At 61.8% G+C, this 14,990-nt stretch carries 15 protein-coding genes; 5 read left to right on the forward strand and 10 right to left on the reverse strand.

Annotation, left to right across the window (positions count from 1 at the left end; all coding sequences use genetic code 11):
* The coding region (locus tag AB4Y43_RS34205) for a divalent metal cation transporter (protein ID WP_368729811.1) at positions 1 to 526 on the reverse strand (526 nt) is incomplete at its 3' end.
* Positions 527 to 637: 111 nt separating this feature from the next.
* Positions 638 to 787, reverse strand: coding sequence for a hypothetical protein (locus AB4Y43_RS34210; RefSeq protein WP_176732903.1), 150 nt, complete (start codon positions 785 to 787; stop codon positions 638 to 640).
* A 1,510-nt stretch (positions 788 to 2,297) separates the two neighbouring features.
* On the opposite strand from AB4Y43_RS34210, the gene AB4Y43_RS34215 reads away from it, so the two are divergent.
* Positions 2,298 to 3,785 (forward strand): carbohydrate porin, encoded by a 1,488-nt coding sequence (locus AB4Y43_RS34215; RefSeq protein WP_342948341.1) that lies wholly within the window; start codon positions 2,298 to 2,300, stop codon positions 3,783 to 3,785.
* Between the two features lie 266 nt (positions 3,786 to 4,051).
* On the opposite strand, the gene AB4Y43_RS34220 is transcribed toward AB4Y43_RS34215, so the two are convergent.
* From AB4Y43_RS34220 to AB4Y43_RS34240, 5 genes are all read right to left on the reverse strand, one after another.
* Positions 4,052 to 4,354: a hypothetical protein gene (locus AB4Y43_RS34220; protein WP_342948342.1), complete on the reverse strand. Its 303-nt coding sequence runs from the start codon at positions 4,352 to 4,354 to the stop codon at positions 4,052 to 4,054.
* A complete protein-coding gene (locus AB4Y43_RS34225; protein WP_368729812.1) occupies positions 4,335 to 5,084 on the reverse strand; it encodes an SDR family NAD(P)-dependent oxidoreductase in 750 nt (249 codons plus the stop codon). The genes AB4Y43_RS34220 and AB4Y43_RS34225 overlap by 20 nt, the downstream gene beginning before the upstream one ends.
* Before the next feature lie 48 nt (positions 5,085 to 5,132).
* On the reverse strand, positions 5,133 to 5,978 hold the full coding sequence (locus tag AB4Y43_RS34230) for an alpha/beta hydrolase (protein ID WP_342948372.1): 846 nt from the start codon (positions 5,976 to 5,978) through the stop codon (positions 5,133 to 5,135).
* Between the two features lie 232 nt (positions 5,979 to 6,210).
* A complete protein-coding gene (locus AB4Y43_RS34235) occupies positions 6,211 to 7,410 on the reverse strand; it encodes an MFS transporter (protein ID WP_342948344.1) in 1,200 nt (399 codons plus the stop codon).
* Between the two features lie 63 nt (positions 7,411 to 7,473).
* Positions 7,474 to 8,220 carry an SDR family oxidoreductase gene (locus tag AB4Y43_RS34240; RefSeq protein WP_342948345.1) on the reverse strand — a complete coding sequence of 249 codons (747 nt, stop codon included), beginning with the start codon at positions 8,218 to 8,220 and terminating at the stop codon, positions 7,474 to 7,476.
* Between the two features lie 150 nt (positions 8,221 to 8,370).
* Here AB4Y43_RS34240 and AB4Y43_RS34245 point away from each other — a divergent pair, with 150 nt between their 5' ends.
* Together AB4Y43_RS34245 and AB4Y43_RS34250 are read left to right on the forward strand one after the other, a co-directional pair.
* Complete coding sequence (locus tag AB4Y43_RS34245; protein WP_342948346.1) at positions 8,371 to 9,252, forward strand: LysR family transcriptional regulator; 882 nt, start codon at positions 8,371 to 8,373, stop codon at positions 9,250 to 9,252.
* Between the two features lie 399 nt (positions 9,253 to 9,651).
* Positions 9,652 to 10,155, forward strand: coding sequence for a hypothetical protein (locus tag AB4Y43_RS34250; protein WP_368729813.1), 504 nt, complete (start codon positions 9,652 to 9,654; stop codon positions 10,153 to 10,155).
* Positions 10,156 to 10,418: 263 nt separating this feature from the next.
* Here AB4Y43_RS34250 and AB4Y43_RS34255 read toward each other — a convergent pair whose 3' ends face one another.
* The gene (locus AB4Y43_RS34255; RefSeq protein ID WP_342948348.1) at positions 10,419 to 11,066 is read right to left on the reverse strand and encodes a glutathione S-transferase; all 648 of its coding nucleotides are present in this window, start codon (positions 11,064 to 11,066) and stop codon (positions 10,419 to 10,421) included.
* Positions 11,067 to 11,141: 75 nt separating this feature from the next.
* On the reverse strand, positions 11,142 to 11,888 hold the full coding sequence (locus AB4Y43_RS34260; protein ID WP_368683650.1) for an SDR family NAD(P)-dependent oxidoreductase: 747 nt from the start codon (positions 11,886 to 11,888) through the stop codon (positions 11,142 to 11,144).
* A gap of 585 nt (positions 11,889 to 12,473) precedes the next feature.
* On the opposite strand from AB4Y43_RS34260, the gene AB4Y43_RS34265 reads away from it, so the two are divergent.
* The gene (locus tag AB4Y43_RS34265) at positions 12,474 to 12,866 is read left to right on the forward strand and encodes a VOC family protein (RefSeq protein WP_368729822.1); all 393 of its coding nucleotides are present in this window, start codon (positions 12,474 to 12,476) and stop codon (positions 12,864 to 12,866) included.
* Positions 12,867 to 13,060: 194 nt separating this feature from the next.
* Here the strand turns inward: AB4Y43_RS34265 and AB4Y43_RS34270 are convergent, their stop codons facing one another.
* Positions 13,061 to 13,930, reverse strand: coding sequence for a helix-turn-helix transcriptional regulator (locus AB4Y43_RS34270; protein WP_368729814.1), 870 nt, complete (start codon positions 13,928 to 13,930; stop codon positions 13,061 to 13,063).
* Positions 13,931 to 14,022: 92 nt separating this feature from the next.
* Here AB4Y43_RS34270 and AB4Y43_RS34275 point away from each other — a divergent pair, with 92 nt between their 5' ends.
* A complete protein-coding gene (locus AB4Y43_RS34275) occupies positions 14,023 to 14,907 on the forward strand; it encodes an SDR family oxidoreductase (protein ID WP_368729815.1) in 885 nt (294 codons plus the stop codon).
* Positions 14,908 to 14,990: the final 83 nt, after the last annotated feature.

Genomic DNA, 14,990 nt, shown 5'->3' on the forward strand with positions numbered 1-14,990 from the left:
CCGTACTGACCGCCGCCATCGTCAGTACCGCGGCGATGCAGACACCGAGAACCTTCGAGACGCCGAGAAAGTCGAGCGCAAACGTAATGCCGATGAACTCGGTGACGATCGTGAGCGCATTGAGCAGGAAAAGATCGATGACGCTGAAGGCGCCCCAAAACTTGCCGAAGCGTTCGAAGATGAGGCGTGCGTGGCCGACGCCGGTCACGGCGCCCAGGCGCAGGACCATTTCCTGGTTCACATAGAGAACCGGAATCAGCAGCGCGAGCGTCCAGAGCAGCGACGTGCCGTAGTTCTGGCCGGCCTGGGTATACGTGCCGAACGCGCCGGCGTCATTATCGCCGACCATGACGATGAGGCCGGGGCCGAGGATGGCAAGCAGTGTGCGCAGGCGCGCCATCCAGTTGCTGCGCGGAGCGGTGTCGTGGCGGGCGATGGTGCCGAGGGCGCCTTTGATATCGCCCACGTGCGCGTCGTCGAGCACGGCACTCCGACGTTGCGTGATGTTTGCAGGAGTGGTGGACATCGTTATTTATTCCTTAGTAGTACTTTTTTGAACTTAATGATTGAGACGTGGCGCTGCCCCGCCGACTGCTGATGCGGGAGCAGGGGCAGAAGTCGGCGATGCCAGGCCGTGTCAGCGAACGAGCTTTTTGAATGCCGTCCAGACGGCAGCGACTACGCCGGTTGAACCGTGCGAATGTGAGTCGAGCCCGAGCATGCCGTTGTAGTGCGTGCGAGCTTCTTCGACGTGCGGGAGCTGCGAAACGAGCAGAGCGAAGTGCATGGTGATTCCTCCAGATGCCTGAAACGTGGCGCCATCGATCAGGCGTGCCTTCGTTTCGCTTCACGCGGGGGCGATATGCCCGGGCGTGTGGGAGGAACGTGTGCGGACTGATGTCAGGCGAAGTGGCCCGCGTTCTGCGAGAACGCAAGGCGAGATGTGCAGGGTTTAGGCTCAGGGTCGGGCATCGTGAGCTCCTCTTTCATTTGGGTCCGGTTCATGTTTGACGGACGTGTTTAACCGCACGCCCGTTCCGGCGCGGTGTTGCGCGCGCGAAAACGGCGTGAACGAGCGGCGTCGCGAGCCAATGGCTCGACACCCAGGGTCGCGTTGACGAACGTGCGTGACAGCACACACGCCAACGACGGCGGCCAATCGAAGAGATGCGCGGGAGAGACTGCGGAAGCTACTGCGGCGCGCACCGTCTGCCTGCTGGCAGGACGGCGGCTAAGGAAGAATCCAGGCGGGCGTCGTGCCGGTCAGGCAGAAAAACGATTCGAAGGTCGACAACTACAACTGTCCAAGGCATATGCCCCTTTCGTGGAAACAGGCGAATTCTAGTGACGACGCGTGAGCCGAGTCAACGACTATTTCAAAGATTTTTCTTTCGAATCTGTTACTTCCATTTGACGAAATTCATTTGCGTTCCGTTTTGTTATGCACTCCACAATAGAACTATTGCCCGTGCGTTTGTGTTGCAACGTGCTGCGCCGCGCACGCTCGTGAGCCTCCCAGAATGCCATTGAGCTGGCACAGTCCGGTGCGTTTGGCGTCCCTCTTCGAACTGCTCTGCACTGCATGACAATTTTTACTTGCGCGCTCGCAGATGGCGCGCATAGAATCCGCCCTGTCTTAGAAACAGGAGAGTCCTTCGTGGACGCAAGCTCTAGTTGTCGATCTTGTATGCCGGCGTGTGCCGGCAACCAGACTGCAATCGCGCGTTAGCGACGCCGGACTTTCCCTCCTGCCGCTGACCCCGATTGACGGGTCAGCGCGCTTCTTCCGGACCGCCCGTGCGGTCTGTCTGTAGCTCGCTCCCTTTTTGCTTAAGTACGCCGACAGCGCCCGACTTCGCTGACGGTGTGCCACTTATCGAACGTTGCCCGGCCAGCCGGGCTCGACGGGAGTTGAATCATGCATATCGAACGCTTTCTCCTCGCCTCACGCGATTACCTGCGTGCAACGCCAGCAGTCGCACCGCAACGCGAACCTGACGGGCACAGCCAGCTCTGGCGGCACACAGGTGCCAACAGAGTCCAGTCAGTGCAACGCGGCACCTCGGTTGCAGCCCTCTGGAAGATGCCAGGACGAAACGTTAGCGGTACTTCGTGGCCCGCCTGACCGGGTCATCGTCGCAAATAGGCTTTGCAAGACTGCAGCCCCCACGGCGAGTCGGCGCCGGACACCCTCCTGCGTTGGCATCGCTTATTCATCAGTTCGCTTCCCAGAAGAACACAAAATGATCTCCTTTGGTACGCCCACACATAACGACAACAGCATTGACAGCCGATGTATGCTCGCTCCGCCCTCGCGCCTGAAGCCAGTCTGCGCCGCCGCAGCGCTGTTGGTGGTACTGGGCGCCAGCATCAACATGCCGGCTTATGCACAGTCGGAGTCAGCCGCGCCCACATCGGCGGACCAGGGCTCTTCCGCAACCACAAACACCGACACAAGCGCGGCACCGGCCGGGGCCGCCGCCGCGCCCACCGGATTCTGGGAGCGCTCTAACCTGCTCGGCGACATGGGCGGACTGCGCACGCTACTGGGCGATCACGGCATCACGTTCAACGCGCAAGAAACCAGCGAGCTCTACGGCAACTTCTCCGGCGGTATCTCGAAGGGCGCTTCATACAACGGCGCCACTCAGTTCGGCCTTAGCGTCGATACTGACAAGGCGCTCGGCCTGAAGGGCGGCACCTTCTTCGTCGATGCCCTGCAGATTCACGGACACGGCATCACGGCGGCACGCCTGAATGCGCTGCAAGCCGTGAGCGGCGTTGAAGCCGAAGCGTCGACGCGTTTGTGGGAACTCTGGTACCAGCAGGCGATAGGTGACAAATTCGACGTCAGGATCGGCCAGCAGAGCCTTGATCAGGAATTCATCATCAGCCAGTACGGCAGCACGTTCGCGAACGCGACTTTCGGCTGGCCCGTACTGGCCGCCACTGACATGCCTGCGGGCGGCCCTGCCTATCCGCTCTCGTCACTCGGCGTGCGCCTGCGGTTCAAGCCGAGTGACTCGATGACGATTCTCGGCGGCATCTTCGACGGCAACCCCGCGCCGGGCAATGGCGACCCGCAGCAACTCAACGCCAGCGGCACGCGGTTCAACCTGCACAACGGCGTCATGATGATCGGCGAGGTCCAGTACGCGATCAACCAGCCGCCGGCAGGCGGATCTGGTTCGGCACAGCCGGGCGGGCTGCCGGGCACCTACAAGCTGGGCTTCTGGTACAACAACAATCACTTCGCGGATCAGCACCTCGACACGAACGGCATCTCGCTCGCGAGCCCGGCGTCGAACGGCGTGCCGGCCACGCATCGCGGCAACTTCAGCATTTATGCCGTTGCAGACCAGATGGTGTGGCGCCCGAGCGCCGACAGCCCGCAATCGGTTGGCGTGTTCACGCGTGTGATGGGCGCGCCGGGCGACCGTAACCTGCTCGACTTCAATCTCAACGCGGGCGTCGTACTGAAAGCTCCGTTCAAGGGCCGGGACAGCGACTCGGTCGGGCTCGCGGTGAGCTACGCGAACGTCAGCTCGAGCGCGAGCGCACTCGACCGTGACATCGCAACGCTCCGGACGCCGGGCTACCCTGTGCGTTCGGCGGAGACGGTGATCGAGGCGACCTACCAGTATCAGGTTGCGCCGTGGTGGTTGCTGCAGGGCGAACTCCAGTACATCTTCCATCCGGGTGGCGGCATCCCCGACCCGAATAACAGCGGCGCACGCATCGGCAACGAGGCCGTAGCCGGACTGCGAACGGTCGTGACGTTCTGATGCCCTGACGTTCTGCAGTGTCCGGGCCTGCCGACGATTTGTCGAAAAGGCCCGGACAGGTCACTAATAGGACGCGTTCGTCTCGACTTCCGGCCACCGCATCAGTCGGTAGCCGGCCTGAAAGCGGCCGTTCGATCTGCTAACACCGTGATGCGTCGGCTGCTATTGCGCTTGCCGTCGAACCGGCTGAACTGAAATTACTGCGCTCATTCCCGTGCGACGGCTTCGAGCAGAAAAACGAGCAGATTCGGCGTTTCAGTTGGGAATCAGCGTCGCTCGTCCTTCGCAATGCGACGCAGGCCGAGCGCGAGTGTGAGCGTGGCGAAGCTCAAGGCGGCGATGACGCCGGCGCCCAGATACACGGCGAAGCCCAGTCCGTGAACCGTCGCCACGCGTCCCAGAATCGGCGCGAGTATGCCGGCGGCCAGATAACCGAGGAGATACAGCGCCGACAGGGTGCCGCCTCGTCCATCGCCGGGGGTCGCGCGGTTGATGAAATCGCGGGGGCAGTCGGGCAGGCTGTATGGGTCATGCCCGTCTCCCCCGGTATCAGAGCTTGGAGCCGCCATCGACACGCAGCGTGTCACCCGTCACCCAGCGTGCCGCATCGGAGGCGAGGAACAGGGCAGCGCCTGCGATGTCGTCGGGTTGCGCCACGCGCTTGAGGGCCTGCATGCCGAGGGTGAAGTCCCGCCCGGCATCGGTTTTGGCGAAGTTCGACATGTCAGTTTCAACGACGCCCGGCGCGACGGCGTTCACGCGAATGCCGCGCTCGCCGAGCGCTGCGGCGAAATGCTTGACCAGGGTGTCGATTGCTCCCTTACTCGCGGCGTAGGCTGACAGATTGCCAACCGAAGCGCGGGCTGCAAGTGAGGACAGCAGGACTACGCTACTGCCCTCGCCCAGCACGGGCAGCAGTTGCTGGACGAGGAAGTATGGGGCGCGCACATTGACGGCGAACAACCGGTCGAAGTCCTCTACCGTCGTTTCCGCGATCGACGAGGCCTTCGAGATGCCAGCATTCGCAACGAGAATGTTGAGACGCTCGCCAATCAGCCCGCGTACCTGACGGGCCAGTTCGTGAGGGCCGTTCGCCGCGCTCAGGTCTGCCGCGACCTTGTCGGCCGAACCACCCGACGCACGGATCCCGTCGACGACGGAATTCGCAGCCTTCTCGTCGCTGCCGAAGTGCACGATCACGCGCGCGCCTGCTGCTGCCAGAGCCTGAGCGGCTGCGCGGCCGATGCCGCGCGAAGCGCCCGTGACGAGTGCAGTTTTGCCGTGAAGATTAGTAGTCACGATTAACTCCTGTTGAATTCGGGATCAAATGTGGGTGTAACTGGCGACTCAGGAAAGGAACCTGGAAACGTCTTCCACGAAACGCTCGGGGTATTGATAGAGCGAGCCGTGATTGGCGTCCGGATAGATGATCAGTTGGGCATTCGGGATGTGCTGGCGCAGAATCAGCGAATTGACCGTATAGATGATGACGTCGTCGTCACCATTGACGACCAGGGTCGGCTGGCTGAGTGCAGACAGGTAGGCGTACGGGTTGTCTTGCGGCGCGCCCCATTTCGCGAGTGCCGCGAGCTGGGCCGGTGCCACGGCTTCGTTGGCCACCGGATCACGGTTCTCCGTGCGAAGGCGGAAGCGTTCGAGGAACGCACGCCCGGCCGTCTGGCTGGCCCCTGTCGGCGAGAAATGGACGCGCAGCCAGAGATGGTCCGGTTCGGCATAGCTCGCGCCGAAGATTTCCTGCGCTTCGGGCGTCAGCGAGGCCATGCCTTCTCCGCTGCGCGGGCCCGTGCCGACGAGGATCAGGCGGCGAACCAGCGTGGGCTCCGCAATGGCGAGCGTCTGCGCAATCAGGCCACCCATCGAGAATCCCAGTACATCGACCTGTTCGAGACCGAGCGCACGAATGAATGCGGCAGCGTTGGCCGCCATTTCCTCGATCGATTCGGGAACGCTGCCTGAACTGCTCGAAATGCCGGCGTTGTTGAACAGGATGACCTCACGTCCGGCGGCCAGGCCGTCGGTCACGGCGGGGTCCCAGTGATCCATGGTGCCGGTGAAGTGGATGTTCATCACAAGCGGTACGCCCGCGCGATTGCCGAAGCGGCGATAGGCGAAGCGGATACCGTTTGCTTCAACGTACTGCGTTGGTGCGGTCTGGTGCGTCTGGTGGCTCATGATTGCGATCCTTTCAGAAGTAAGTGCAGCAGTTGTTTTGCCGGTATGTTTGAAATGCATGGGGTGCTGCTTTGGCAATCCAGTCACGCGCCTGGAAATCTCGTGGGGCGGTGCCTGCTGATGGGTACTGTATGCGGTGGCTGGCAAGAGGAAAAAGACTTTGTAGGCAAGTGGCCATGCCTGAAAGATATGGCGCGTGCATGACTGCGCGGTCGCAGCCCGCTGGAATAGTTCAGGTGGACGCGGGCTCGTCAATCCTGCGAGGATGCCCGCCGGTCAGCGCGAGCGTCAGGATCGAAACCAAGGCGAGTCCGGCACCGAAGTACATTGCATTGAAGAGACCCAACCCGTCGACGATCCGGCCGCCGACGAACGAACCCAGTGCAATCGAGATCTGGAAATTGGCTACGAACAGCGCCATGCCACCTTCGCGGACTTCGCGGGTTGCCTGCGCCATCCACATCTGCAGTGCGACGGGCATGGCGCCGTATGCGGTTCCCCACGCGGCCAGCGCGACCAGCACCGACGGCCGACTGGTGCCGAGTGCGGGAAGCATGGCGAGCGGCAATGCGATAAACAGGATGCTCGCGATGAGCGTGGTCCTGACGTTCCGTTGCGCGAATGAACCACCGATGAAATTACCGAGCAGCCCGATGAACGTGTAGCCGAGCAGCAGCAACGAGATGACCTTGCCGCCAAATCCCGACACCGTTGCGAGGAACGGAGTGATATACGTATAGGTCGCAAACTGTCCGCATAGGGCCAGCGTCATCGCGATCAGCCCGATGCGTGCCGGTCGCGTACCGAAGATGCCGAGCAGATCGCGTGTGCTTACCCGATGCTCTACGTGTAGCGACGGCAACGAAACCCACTGGGCCAGCAGCGCGGCAACGGACAGCGCGAGCGCTGCGCCAAATGCGGTACGCCAACCAGCCAGGTCTCCGATCAGTGCCCCGGCCGGCCCGCCGATCAGCATGCCGAGCGAGACGCCCGCGAAAATCAGCGATGTGGCCCGACCGACATTTTTCTCCGGCACGAGTCGGGCGCCGAGCCCCACACTGATTGCCCAGAATCCGCCGATTCCGAATCCGAACAGCGCACGGGCCGCGACGAGAATCGTAAAGTTCGGCGCCAGCATGGCCGTCAGATTCGAGATTACGAGCAGCAGGCCCAGGCCTAGTAGCACGCGCCGACGGTCGAAACGTCCGACCGCTACCGTAAGAAACGGCGCGGCGATGGCGGCCAGCAGCCCGGGCGCCGTGACCATGATGCCGGCGGCTCCAACGCTTACGCCCAGTCCCTGGCTGATGTAACGCAGTAGCCCGACGGGAAGGAATTCCGTGGTGCAGAACACGGTCGCGCTGAGTGCGACCGAAAGAACCGCGAGCCAGTTTCGCGTGCGCGGGGGCTGTATTGAGGTAGTTAGCGACATTGATATATCCGGGTGCGTGAATCGAATTGGATGGCCGAAATGGCGGCGTCGCGCTCGACTCGCTCAGAGCTTCGAGCCGCCATCCACATTGAGCGTCGCGCCGGTTGTCCATCTGGCCTGGTCGGAGGCGAGAAAGGTGATCGCAGCGGCGATGTCATCGGGTTCGGCGAGCCGTTTGATGGCCTGAAGGCTGAGTGTCATGTCGCGGCCTTCGTCGGTGCGGGTGAAGCTCGACATGTCGGTTTGCACCACGCCGGGCGCGACTGCGTTCACGCGGATGCCGCGCGGTCCCAGGCCAACCGCGAAGTGGCGCACAAGGGTGTCCACGGCGCCTTTCGTGGCCGAGTAGGCCGATAGTTCGCCGACGGCCGCATGGGCCGCGAGCGACGAAAGCAGCGTGACGCTGCTGCCCTTGCACATGATCGGCAGCAATTGCTGAACGAGAAAATACGGAGCGCGGACGTTGACTGCGAACAGTTCGTCGAAATCTTCGACGCCTGTTTCCTCGAGCGTGGCTGCCTTCACGATGCCAGCGTTGGAAACGAGGATGTCGAGCCGTTCACCGACGATTGCCCGGACATGGCGCGCGAGCCTGTGCGGCCCGTCGGATTCGGCTAGATCGGCCTGGAGGGCATGGGCACGAGTGCCCGTCGCAGTGATTTCGGCGACGACGGCCTTGGCCTCACGCGCACCGCGGCCATAGTGAACGATGATCTGAGCGCCTGCCTGCGCGAGCGCAAGCGCAGTGGCGCGTCCGATGCCACGGGAAGCGCCGGTGACGAGCGCGGTCTTTCCTGTCAGGGTGTTCATGATCGTCCTTCCAGCAGATAACTGACATTGGGGCGAGGTAGGGTTTCGTCCGGCTGATGTGATCGAACGATAGCCGCCACTTGTCCGCGCGAAAAAGACTTTGTAAGCTGATCCCCATACCTGTCATGCATGACTAAAAGGAACGCGTGAATGGAACTGCGTCATCTTCGTTATTTCCTCGCCGTGGCCGAAGAGGGCAGCCTGACCGTCGCGGCGGAACGTCGGCTGTACACGTCCCAGCCGTCTCTGAGCCGGCAGATCAGAGACCTTGAATACGAAGTAGGTGCGCAACTGTTCGTGCGTAGCGCGCGTGGCATTGAACTGACCGACGCCGGCAAGGCATTTCTGGTCCACACGCGTCTCGCCCTTGCACAAGTCGATGCGGCGTGCGAGGCAGCGCGGCGGGCGGCGCGACCGTCCAAGCCGACGTTTGCGGTTGGCTTCCTGAGCGGACAGGAAGTGACCTGGCTCGCGGAAGCGACTCGCGTGCTCGCGAGCGATCTGCAGAGCATCGAAATGACGGTATCGAGCGAGCACTCCCCTGAACTCGCAGAGGGATTGTCGACGGGACGGCTGGACGTCGCCTTCATGCGTGCCGAAGCCAACCGACCCGACCTCGATTACGTGACAGTCGCACGCGAGCCTTTCGTCGTGCTGATGCCAAGCGATCATCGCCTTGCGGCCTTGGATGAGATCGACGTGCACGAACTGGCGGGTGAATTATTCATAGGTGGTTCAGACATAGCCGGTCCCATGCGCGGCGCGATCGAAAACTATCTGGCGACAAACGACGTCGTCATCGAGCCCGCGCATCGCGTGCACAACCTGACGATGGCAATGTCGCTAATCGCCTCGACGAGAGGCGTCGCACTACTGCCCTCCTATGCCGAGAAACTGCTGCCCTGGTCGGTAACAAGCCGACCACTCAAGGGCGAACCGCCGAGAATCGAGCTTGTGGTGGGCTATAACCGGAATAACCGCTCAGCGATTCTGTCGACGTTTCTGTCGCGCATCGACCAGATCAAGCAATAAGATGCACGACGCGGTGTGGCCTGTGCGGGGTGCAGTCCCGCACGCGTTGAAAGTGCTGAAACGCGCTGAAAGAAGCTGATGCTTACCGGTGTTCGCGCCGTTCGGGCGGCAGACAAAATTCTGACGACACTCGTGAGGCCGGGCAATACTGTCGAAGCTCAGATTTCCGCACTTCGCCGCGCTCTCGGAGACGACCGGGCGGCAATACGTACGGTGACCGGGCGCGGATACCAGTTCATCGCAGAAGTGCTCCCGCAAGTCACGAATTCGGATAGGCCCCCTGCTGCACCTGCAGACGGACCGGCTTTTTCGGGGCTGCCGCTACCTGCAGAGGTCAGTCCTCTCATCGGCCAGGAAATTTCCATACGCGAGATTTGCCGTGGCCTGCAAACGCATCGTATGGTCACGCTCGTGGGTACCGGCGGTGTGGGAAAGACGCGGTTGGCGCTCGAAGCCGCGCACGGGGCCGCCAGGATTGCCGAAAGGCTGCTTCGGATCGCTCCGCGAGCAGTCGTACTTGCAACAAGCCGCGAAACGCTGCGCGTTGCAGGGGAGCTGATCTATCGTGTTCCGTCGCTCGAGGTTCCCCCGGACGAAAATTGCGATGTCGCGCTCGACTACAGTGCGGTACGTCTCTTCGAAAAGCGTGTCGGACCGCATGCCGGGCTCAGCGTGGATTCACGGACAGCGTTGAGGCTGAAGTCGCAAATCTGCCGCCGGCTCGATGGAATTCCGCTGGCGCTGGAACTTGCTGCGGTTTGTGTGCCGGCGTTTGGGCTACAGGGCGTGGCCGACCGGCTCGGGAATCGCTTCCAGCTCTGCCTGAGCTATGGAGAGCGAAGGCGGAGGTGCTGGTCGCGATCCGGGGCGACGAAGCGATACCGGCGGCCGAATCGATTTTGATCGATGCTCTTGAGACGGCCCAGAAACACGGATTCCTTGCGTCGCAGTCGCGTTGCTCGTTGAGTCTTGCCCGGCTCCGACACATGAAAGGCGACGCGAAAGCCGCGCTCAATGCCATCTTTCCCGTGACGCAGCAGTCCGCGGGTGCGGGTGACATTGGCGCGGCAGGTCCGACGCTTACCGGCCGTGAGGCGAATCGCAGAAGCCGGCCGCGCAGATACTGAGCGCACGGCATCGGTCACGACAGGCTACCTTGCGGGCCGTCATGCCTTCGACGACGGACGTGCGTTGACTTTGTCGTACCACGCTTGCAGTGCGTCGAAGCCCGTAGGAATGCTCAGCTTCATGCCGCCCGCCGCGAAGTCGATCGCAACCAGCGTAGTAATGTCAGCCACCGAGAATGCGTCGCCCGCGACGAATGGCACTGTCTTGAGACGGTCGTTGAAATCGGCAAAGAAGTGCCCGACGCGCAGCTTGCTGCGCTCGACGATTTCGGGGATCTGCTCGTACGCATGCGGGCCTGAGAGCGCCCGACCTTTCAGCCCGGCAACGGCGTTCCTGACGCCCTCCATTACCGCCGAGAATCCGTCCAGCTCGGCACGTCGTTCCCACATCGTGACGAGCGCCTTCGTAGTTGGCGTCGTGCCTAGCAATGCGGGCTTCTCGGGGTAGGCCTCCTCGATGTAACGCCAGATTGCCGGGACTTCGCCAATCGCTGTGCCGTCTCGCAGCACGAGCGTGGGAACCTGGCGGCGAGGGTTGATCGCAACGTAGGCATCGGAGAATTGCTCTTTGGCGCCGAGGTCCACCGCCTTGGCAGGAAATTCGATGCCCTTCTCGGCAAGGAAGATGCGAACACGGCGAGAGTTCGGGGAAGCCTTCGATTCGAAGAAGGTGAGATCGGTGTTCATTGATGGTTCCATCCAGAAGTGTCGCTTGTATAGGGCTTCGCCGGTTCAGCAGGAAGCCCAAACCGCGTTGAAAGCTCAACCCGCTGTCTTGCCGCCGTCGACGGTGAGGATCTGCCCTGTGACAAACGCAGCACCGTCATTGGCCAGGTAGAGCACCGCCGCCGCGATGTCGTCAGGCCTACCGATTCGTGCGAGCGGAACCGTTGCCGCGAGCGAGGCCTTGTTCTCCGGCGTGCCGGTGAAACGGTCCAACATGCCCGTGTCGGTGGGACCAGGCGCTACGGCGTTGACGCGAACGCGCGCCGAAGCGGCCTCGAGTGCAGCCGATTTCGTGATCCCTTCCACAGCATGCTTGCTGCCCGCATACACCGAAGCGAAGGCCGCACCCTCATGACCATAAGTCGATGATATGTTGACGATGCTGCCAGCTTGCTGTGCGGTCATCACGCGCAGTTCGTGCTTGAGGCTCAGCAACGTGCCGAGCACGTTGGTGTCGAAGGTATCAGCGTAGCTCTCGGCAGTCTGATCGACCACAGGTCCCGGTTTGCCTTCCGTGCCAGCATTGTTGACTGCAACGTCGAGCCGGCCGAAGCGAGCAACGGTTTCATCGACGAGGTGACGGACGTCTTCGTCGCGGCGTACGTCAGCCTGCACGAAGAAAGCTTGTGCGCCTGCTTCGCGCAATTCGGCCTCGAGCGCCGAACCTTCCGCGGCACGGCGGCCCGACACGACGAGACGTGCGCCCAAGCGGGCGAATGCGAAAGCGGTGGCGCGGCCGATGCCCGTGAGGGCGCCGGTGATCAGGACGACGGGTTGGTTCATTTTGCGGCTCCAGTTAGGTAAGTTCATGTCAAACGCAACGCGGAGAGAGCTTCGATTCCAGGGAAGCGCGCAATATCTATTGATTGATATGCAGCTCCCGTCACTGGACGCGAGTTACGCGACAGCGACGGTGACGTCGTCCGGCGCGTGTGGAATGCTCTAACTCGTGCATGCAGAGTAGCGTTTCAGCTCGCAACGGAAAAAGACTTTCCAGGCTGACCGGCATGCCTGCGAAGCATGGCTCCGGAGCTGGGGATATTGGGAAAGCATGACTACCGATCTACGTTAGCGCGTTACGGTCCCGAAGCAGCGAACCTCATCGCTGGCGGAGCCTGGGTGCAACTTCATCCATGGCGGCCATGGGTGAACACAGGCGACACCGCGCGCGCTCGATGGCGGCTGGTGCGCTCCAAAGCGGTCATGTGACTTTAAGTACGCCCAACGGCGGAAGCGGGTCGAGCTGAGCCGTCCACGGCCGGCGGCCTCGGCCACAACCGGTCGTTCGACACGGGCATGAAGATGGTTGACAATTGGTTCTTCGCCGACGATTGGTTGCCACATCCACTTCTTCGATTGGAACCCCTAATGCCAGTTCACGTACTACGTGTCGCTCGTCCAACGAATGATGTCGCTCGCGCGGCTGCGTTTTATATTCAAGGCCTTGGTTTCGAGGTATTGGCGCAATTTGTCGATCACCAAGGATTTGATGGCATCGTTCTCGGCCATCGAGAGTACGCGTGGCATATTGAACTGACTCACCAGCACCATGTGACGGTCCCGAATGCACCCACTAAGGAGCATCTCTTGGTCATCTATTTGCCGATGCCTGAGGAGTGGGAAATCGCCGTCGAAAGGTTCCGCGAATTGGGAAATGAACCAGTGCCAGCAGAGAATCCGTACTGGGATCGACGGGGTCTGACGTTCGAAGATCCCGATGGCTACCGCGTGGTCCTGCAGAATGCTTGTTGGACGCGCTAGCGCTGCTGGATCAGGTACTGCGCGGTCGTTCGGACGTGCGTTTGCGGCAGAGAGCCGCGTTCGGCCACGAACGGCCGTTCACAAGCCGAGCGTTAGTGCCCACAGCCGCTTGCCATATTCGGTGCCTGCGGGGCCCTGAGAGACTCTTGGGAATCGAGCTTCGAATGCCTGAACCTGCGTTATTGCGAGTGCCACTACGGCCCTTGCATGTCGGCCGTCGGTAGTCGGTTCGAGAGCAAGCTGATCTGGGACGCTATCTTCTTCGCATCCTCCGGCGTCGCGGGATTGTAGACACACATGCTGAGATCAGTCCGGCCGTCGACGGAGAAGGTCGAATATTCGAAGGCGAGCGGGCCGAGTACCGGATGGCGGATGCGCTTGATGGCCTCGCCGTGGATCTCTCGAACCTCGTTGTCGCGCCACATCACCTTGAACTCGGGACTGAGCCGGCATAGCTCATCAACGAGAGGCGCCACCTCCGTTGCCGCTCCCGCACGCGCTGCATCGACGCGGAATGCACCGATGATGTGGCGCGCCACGCTCTCCCAGTCATACTGCACGGCGCGCGCACGCGGATCAAGGAAGATAGTGCGCAGCACATTGCGTTGGTTTGGCGGCAGGGAGCCATAGTCGCCCAACATGACAGTGGCCGCCCGATTCCAGGCAAGGACGTTCCAGGTGGCAGTGCGAATGAGGGCGGGGCTGGGGTCCAAAGCGTCGAGGACACGCTGCAGCCGAGGCGTGACACCTTCCTTCTCTTGGTAGCGGGCTTCGGGCGGTCGCCCGAGGCCAACTAGAAAAAGGTGCTCGCGCTCGACATCCGTCAGCATCAGGGCCCGCGATATTCGATCGAGCACATCCGCCGAGGGGGCACCGCCGCGACCTTGTTCAAGCCACGTGTACCAGGTGGGGCTGATATTGGCGCGCTGCGCCACTTCCTCACGGCGCAGCCCAGGCGTCCGCCGGCGCTCTGCGGGAAAGCCGAGTACTGCGGGATCAAGCTTCATTCGCCGGTCCCGCAAATAGGCGGCGAGGAGGTTTTCGTTGTCCTGGCGCGACTTCATGCTGTTAGTAGTATTACCATGATAAGGTCACTACTTTACCGGAATACTCGCAAAGCTGACACTTGTCTCCAGCGAAACCTGGAGACAAGTTCATGCGCGTTTTCATCACCGGCGCTACCGGATTTATCGGCATTCCCACCGTTAAGGAACTGATTGCTGCGGGACATAAGGTTCTCGGCATGGCTCGTTCAGACGAGGGAGAAAAAGCCCTGGCAACTATTGGAGCGGACGTGCATCGCGGTTCGCTTGAAGACCTCGAAAGCCTTCGGAGGGGCGCAGCGGCGGCCGATGCCGTGATTCACCTGGGCTTTATTCACGACTGGTCCAACTTTGCAAGGTCTTGCGAGGTCGATCGCATCGCAATCGAAGCTTTGGGCTCAGTCCTCGCTGGCTCAGATCGGCTTCTGATCGCCACGTCGGGGACGGCAGGACTAGCCGGGCCGGGCCAGATCGCGACCGAGGACCATGACGTGCCGCCAGATTTCCCCTTTCCCCGCGTCTCGGAGCAGACGGCGCTATCACTGAGGGGCGTGCGCGCCTCGGTGGTGCGGCTTCCCCAAGTTCACAACACAATGCGGCAAGGGCTTCTGACTTACGCCGTTGCTGTGGCGCGCGAGAAAGGCGTGTCAGCCTATGTCGGGGAAGGACGCAACCGCTGGGCGGCGGCACACATCTCGGATGTCGCCCGTCTTTACCGGTTGGCGCTGGAAAAGAACGAAGCGGGCGCGAAATATCATGCGGTGGCTGAAGAAGGCGTGCTGATGCTGAATATTGCCGAAGCAATCGGCCGCGGGCTGAAACTGCCCACAAGATCCATATCCGCGGGAGAAGCTTCGACGCACTTTGGTTGGCTGGCAATGTTCGCTAGCCGCGACCTTGTGGCATCAAGCGAAAAGACGCGGAGGACGCTCGGCTGGACTCCGACCGGGCCCGGGCTGATTGCCGATCTAGAACGGCTTGGCGCATCGAATAGCTGAAGCATGCGGGCGCGCCGCACGCTTTTTTGAAGAACCGCTTTCGGCGACCCCGAACGTCTCTGTGGGGTCGGTTATGCCTTTTG

The sequence above is a fragment of the Paraburkholderia sp. BR10872 genome (assembly GCF_040965835.1).
Lineage (GTDB): Bacteria > Pseudomonadota > Gammaproteobacteria > Burkholderiales > Burkholderiaceae > Paraburkholderia > Paraburkholderia nodosa_A.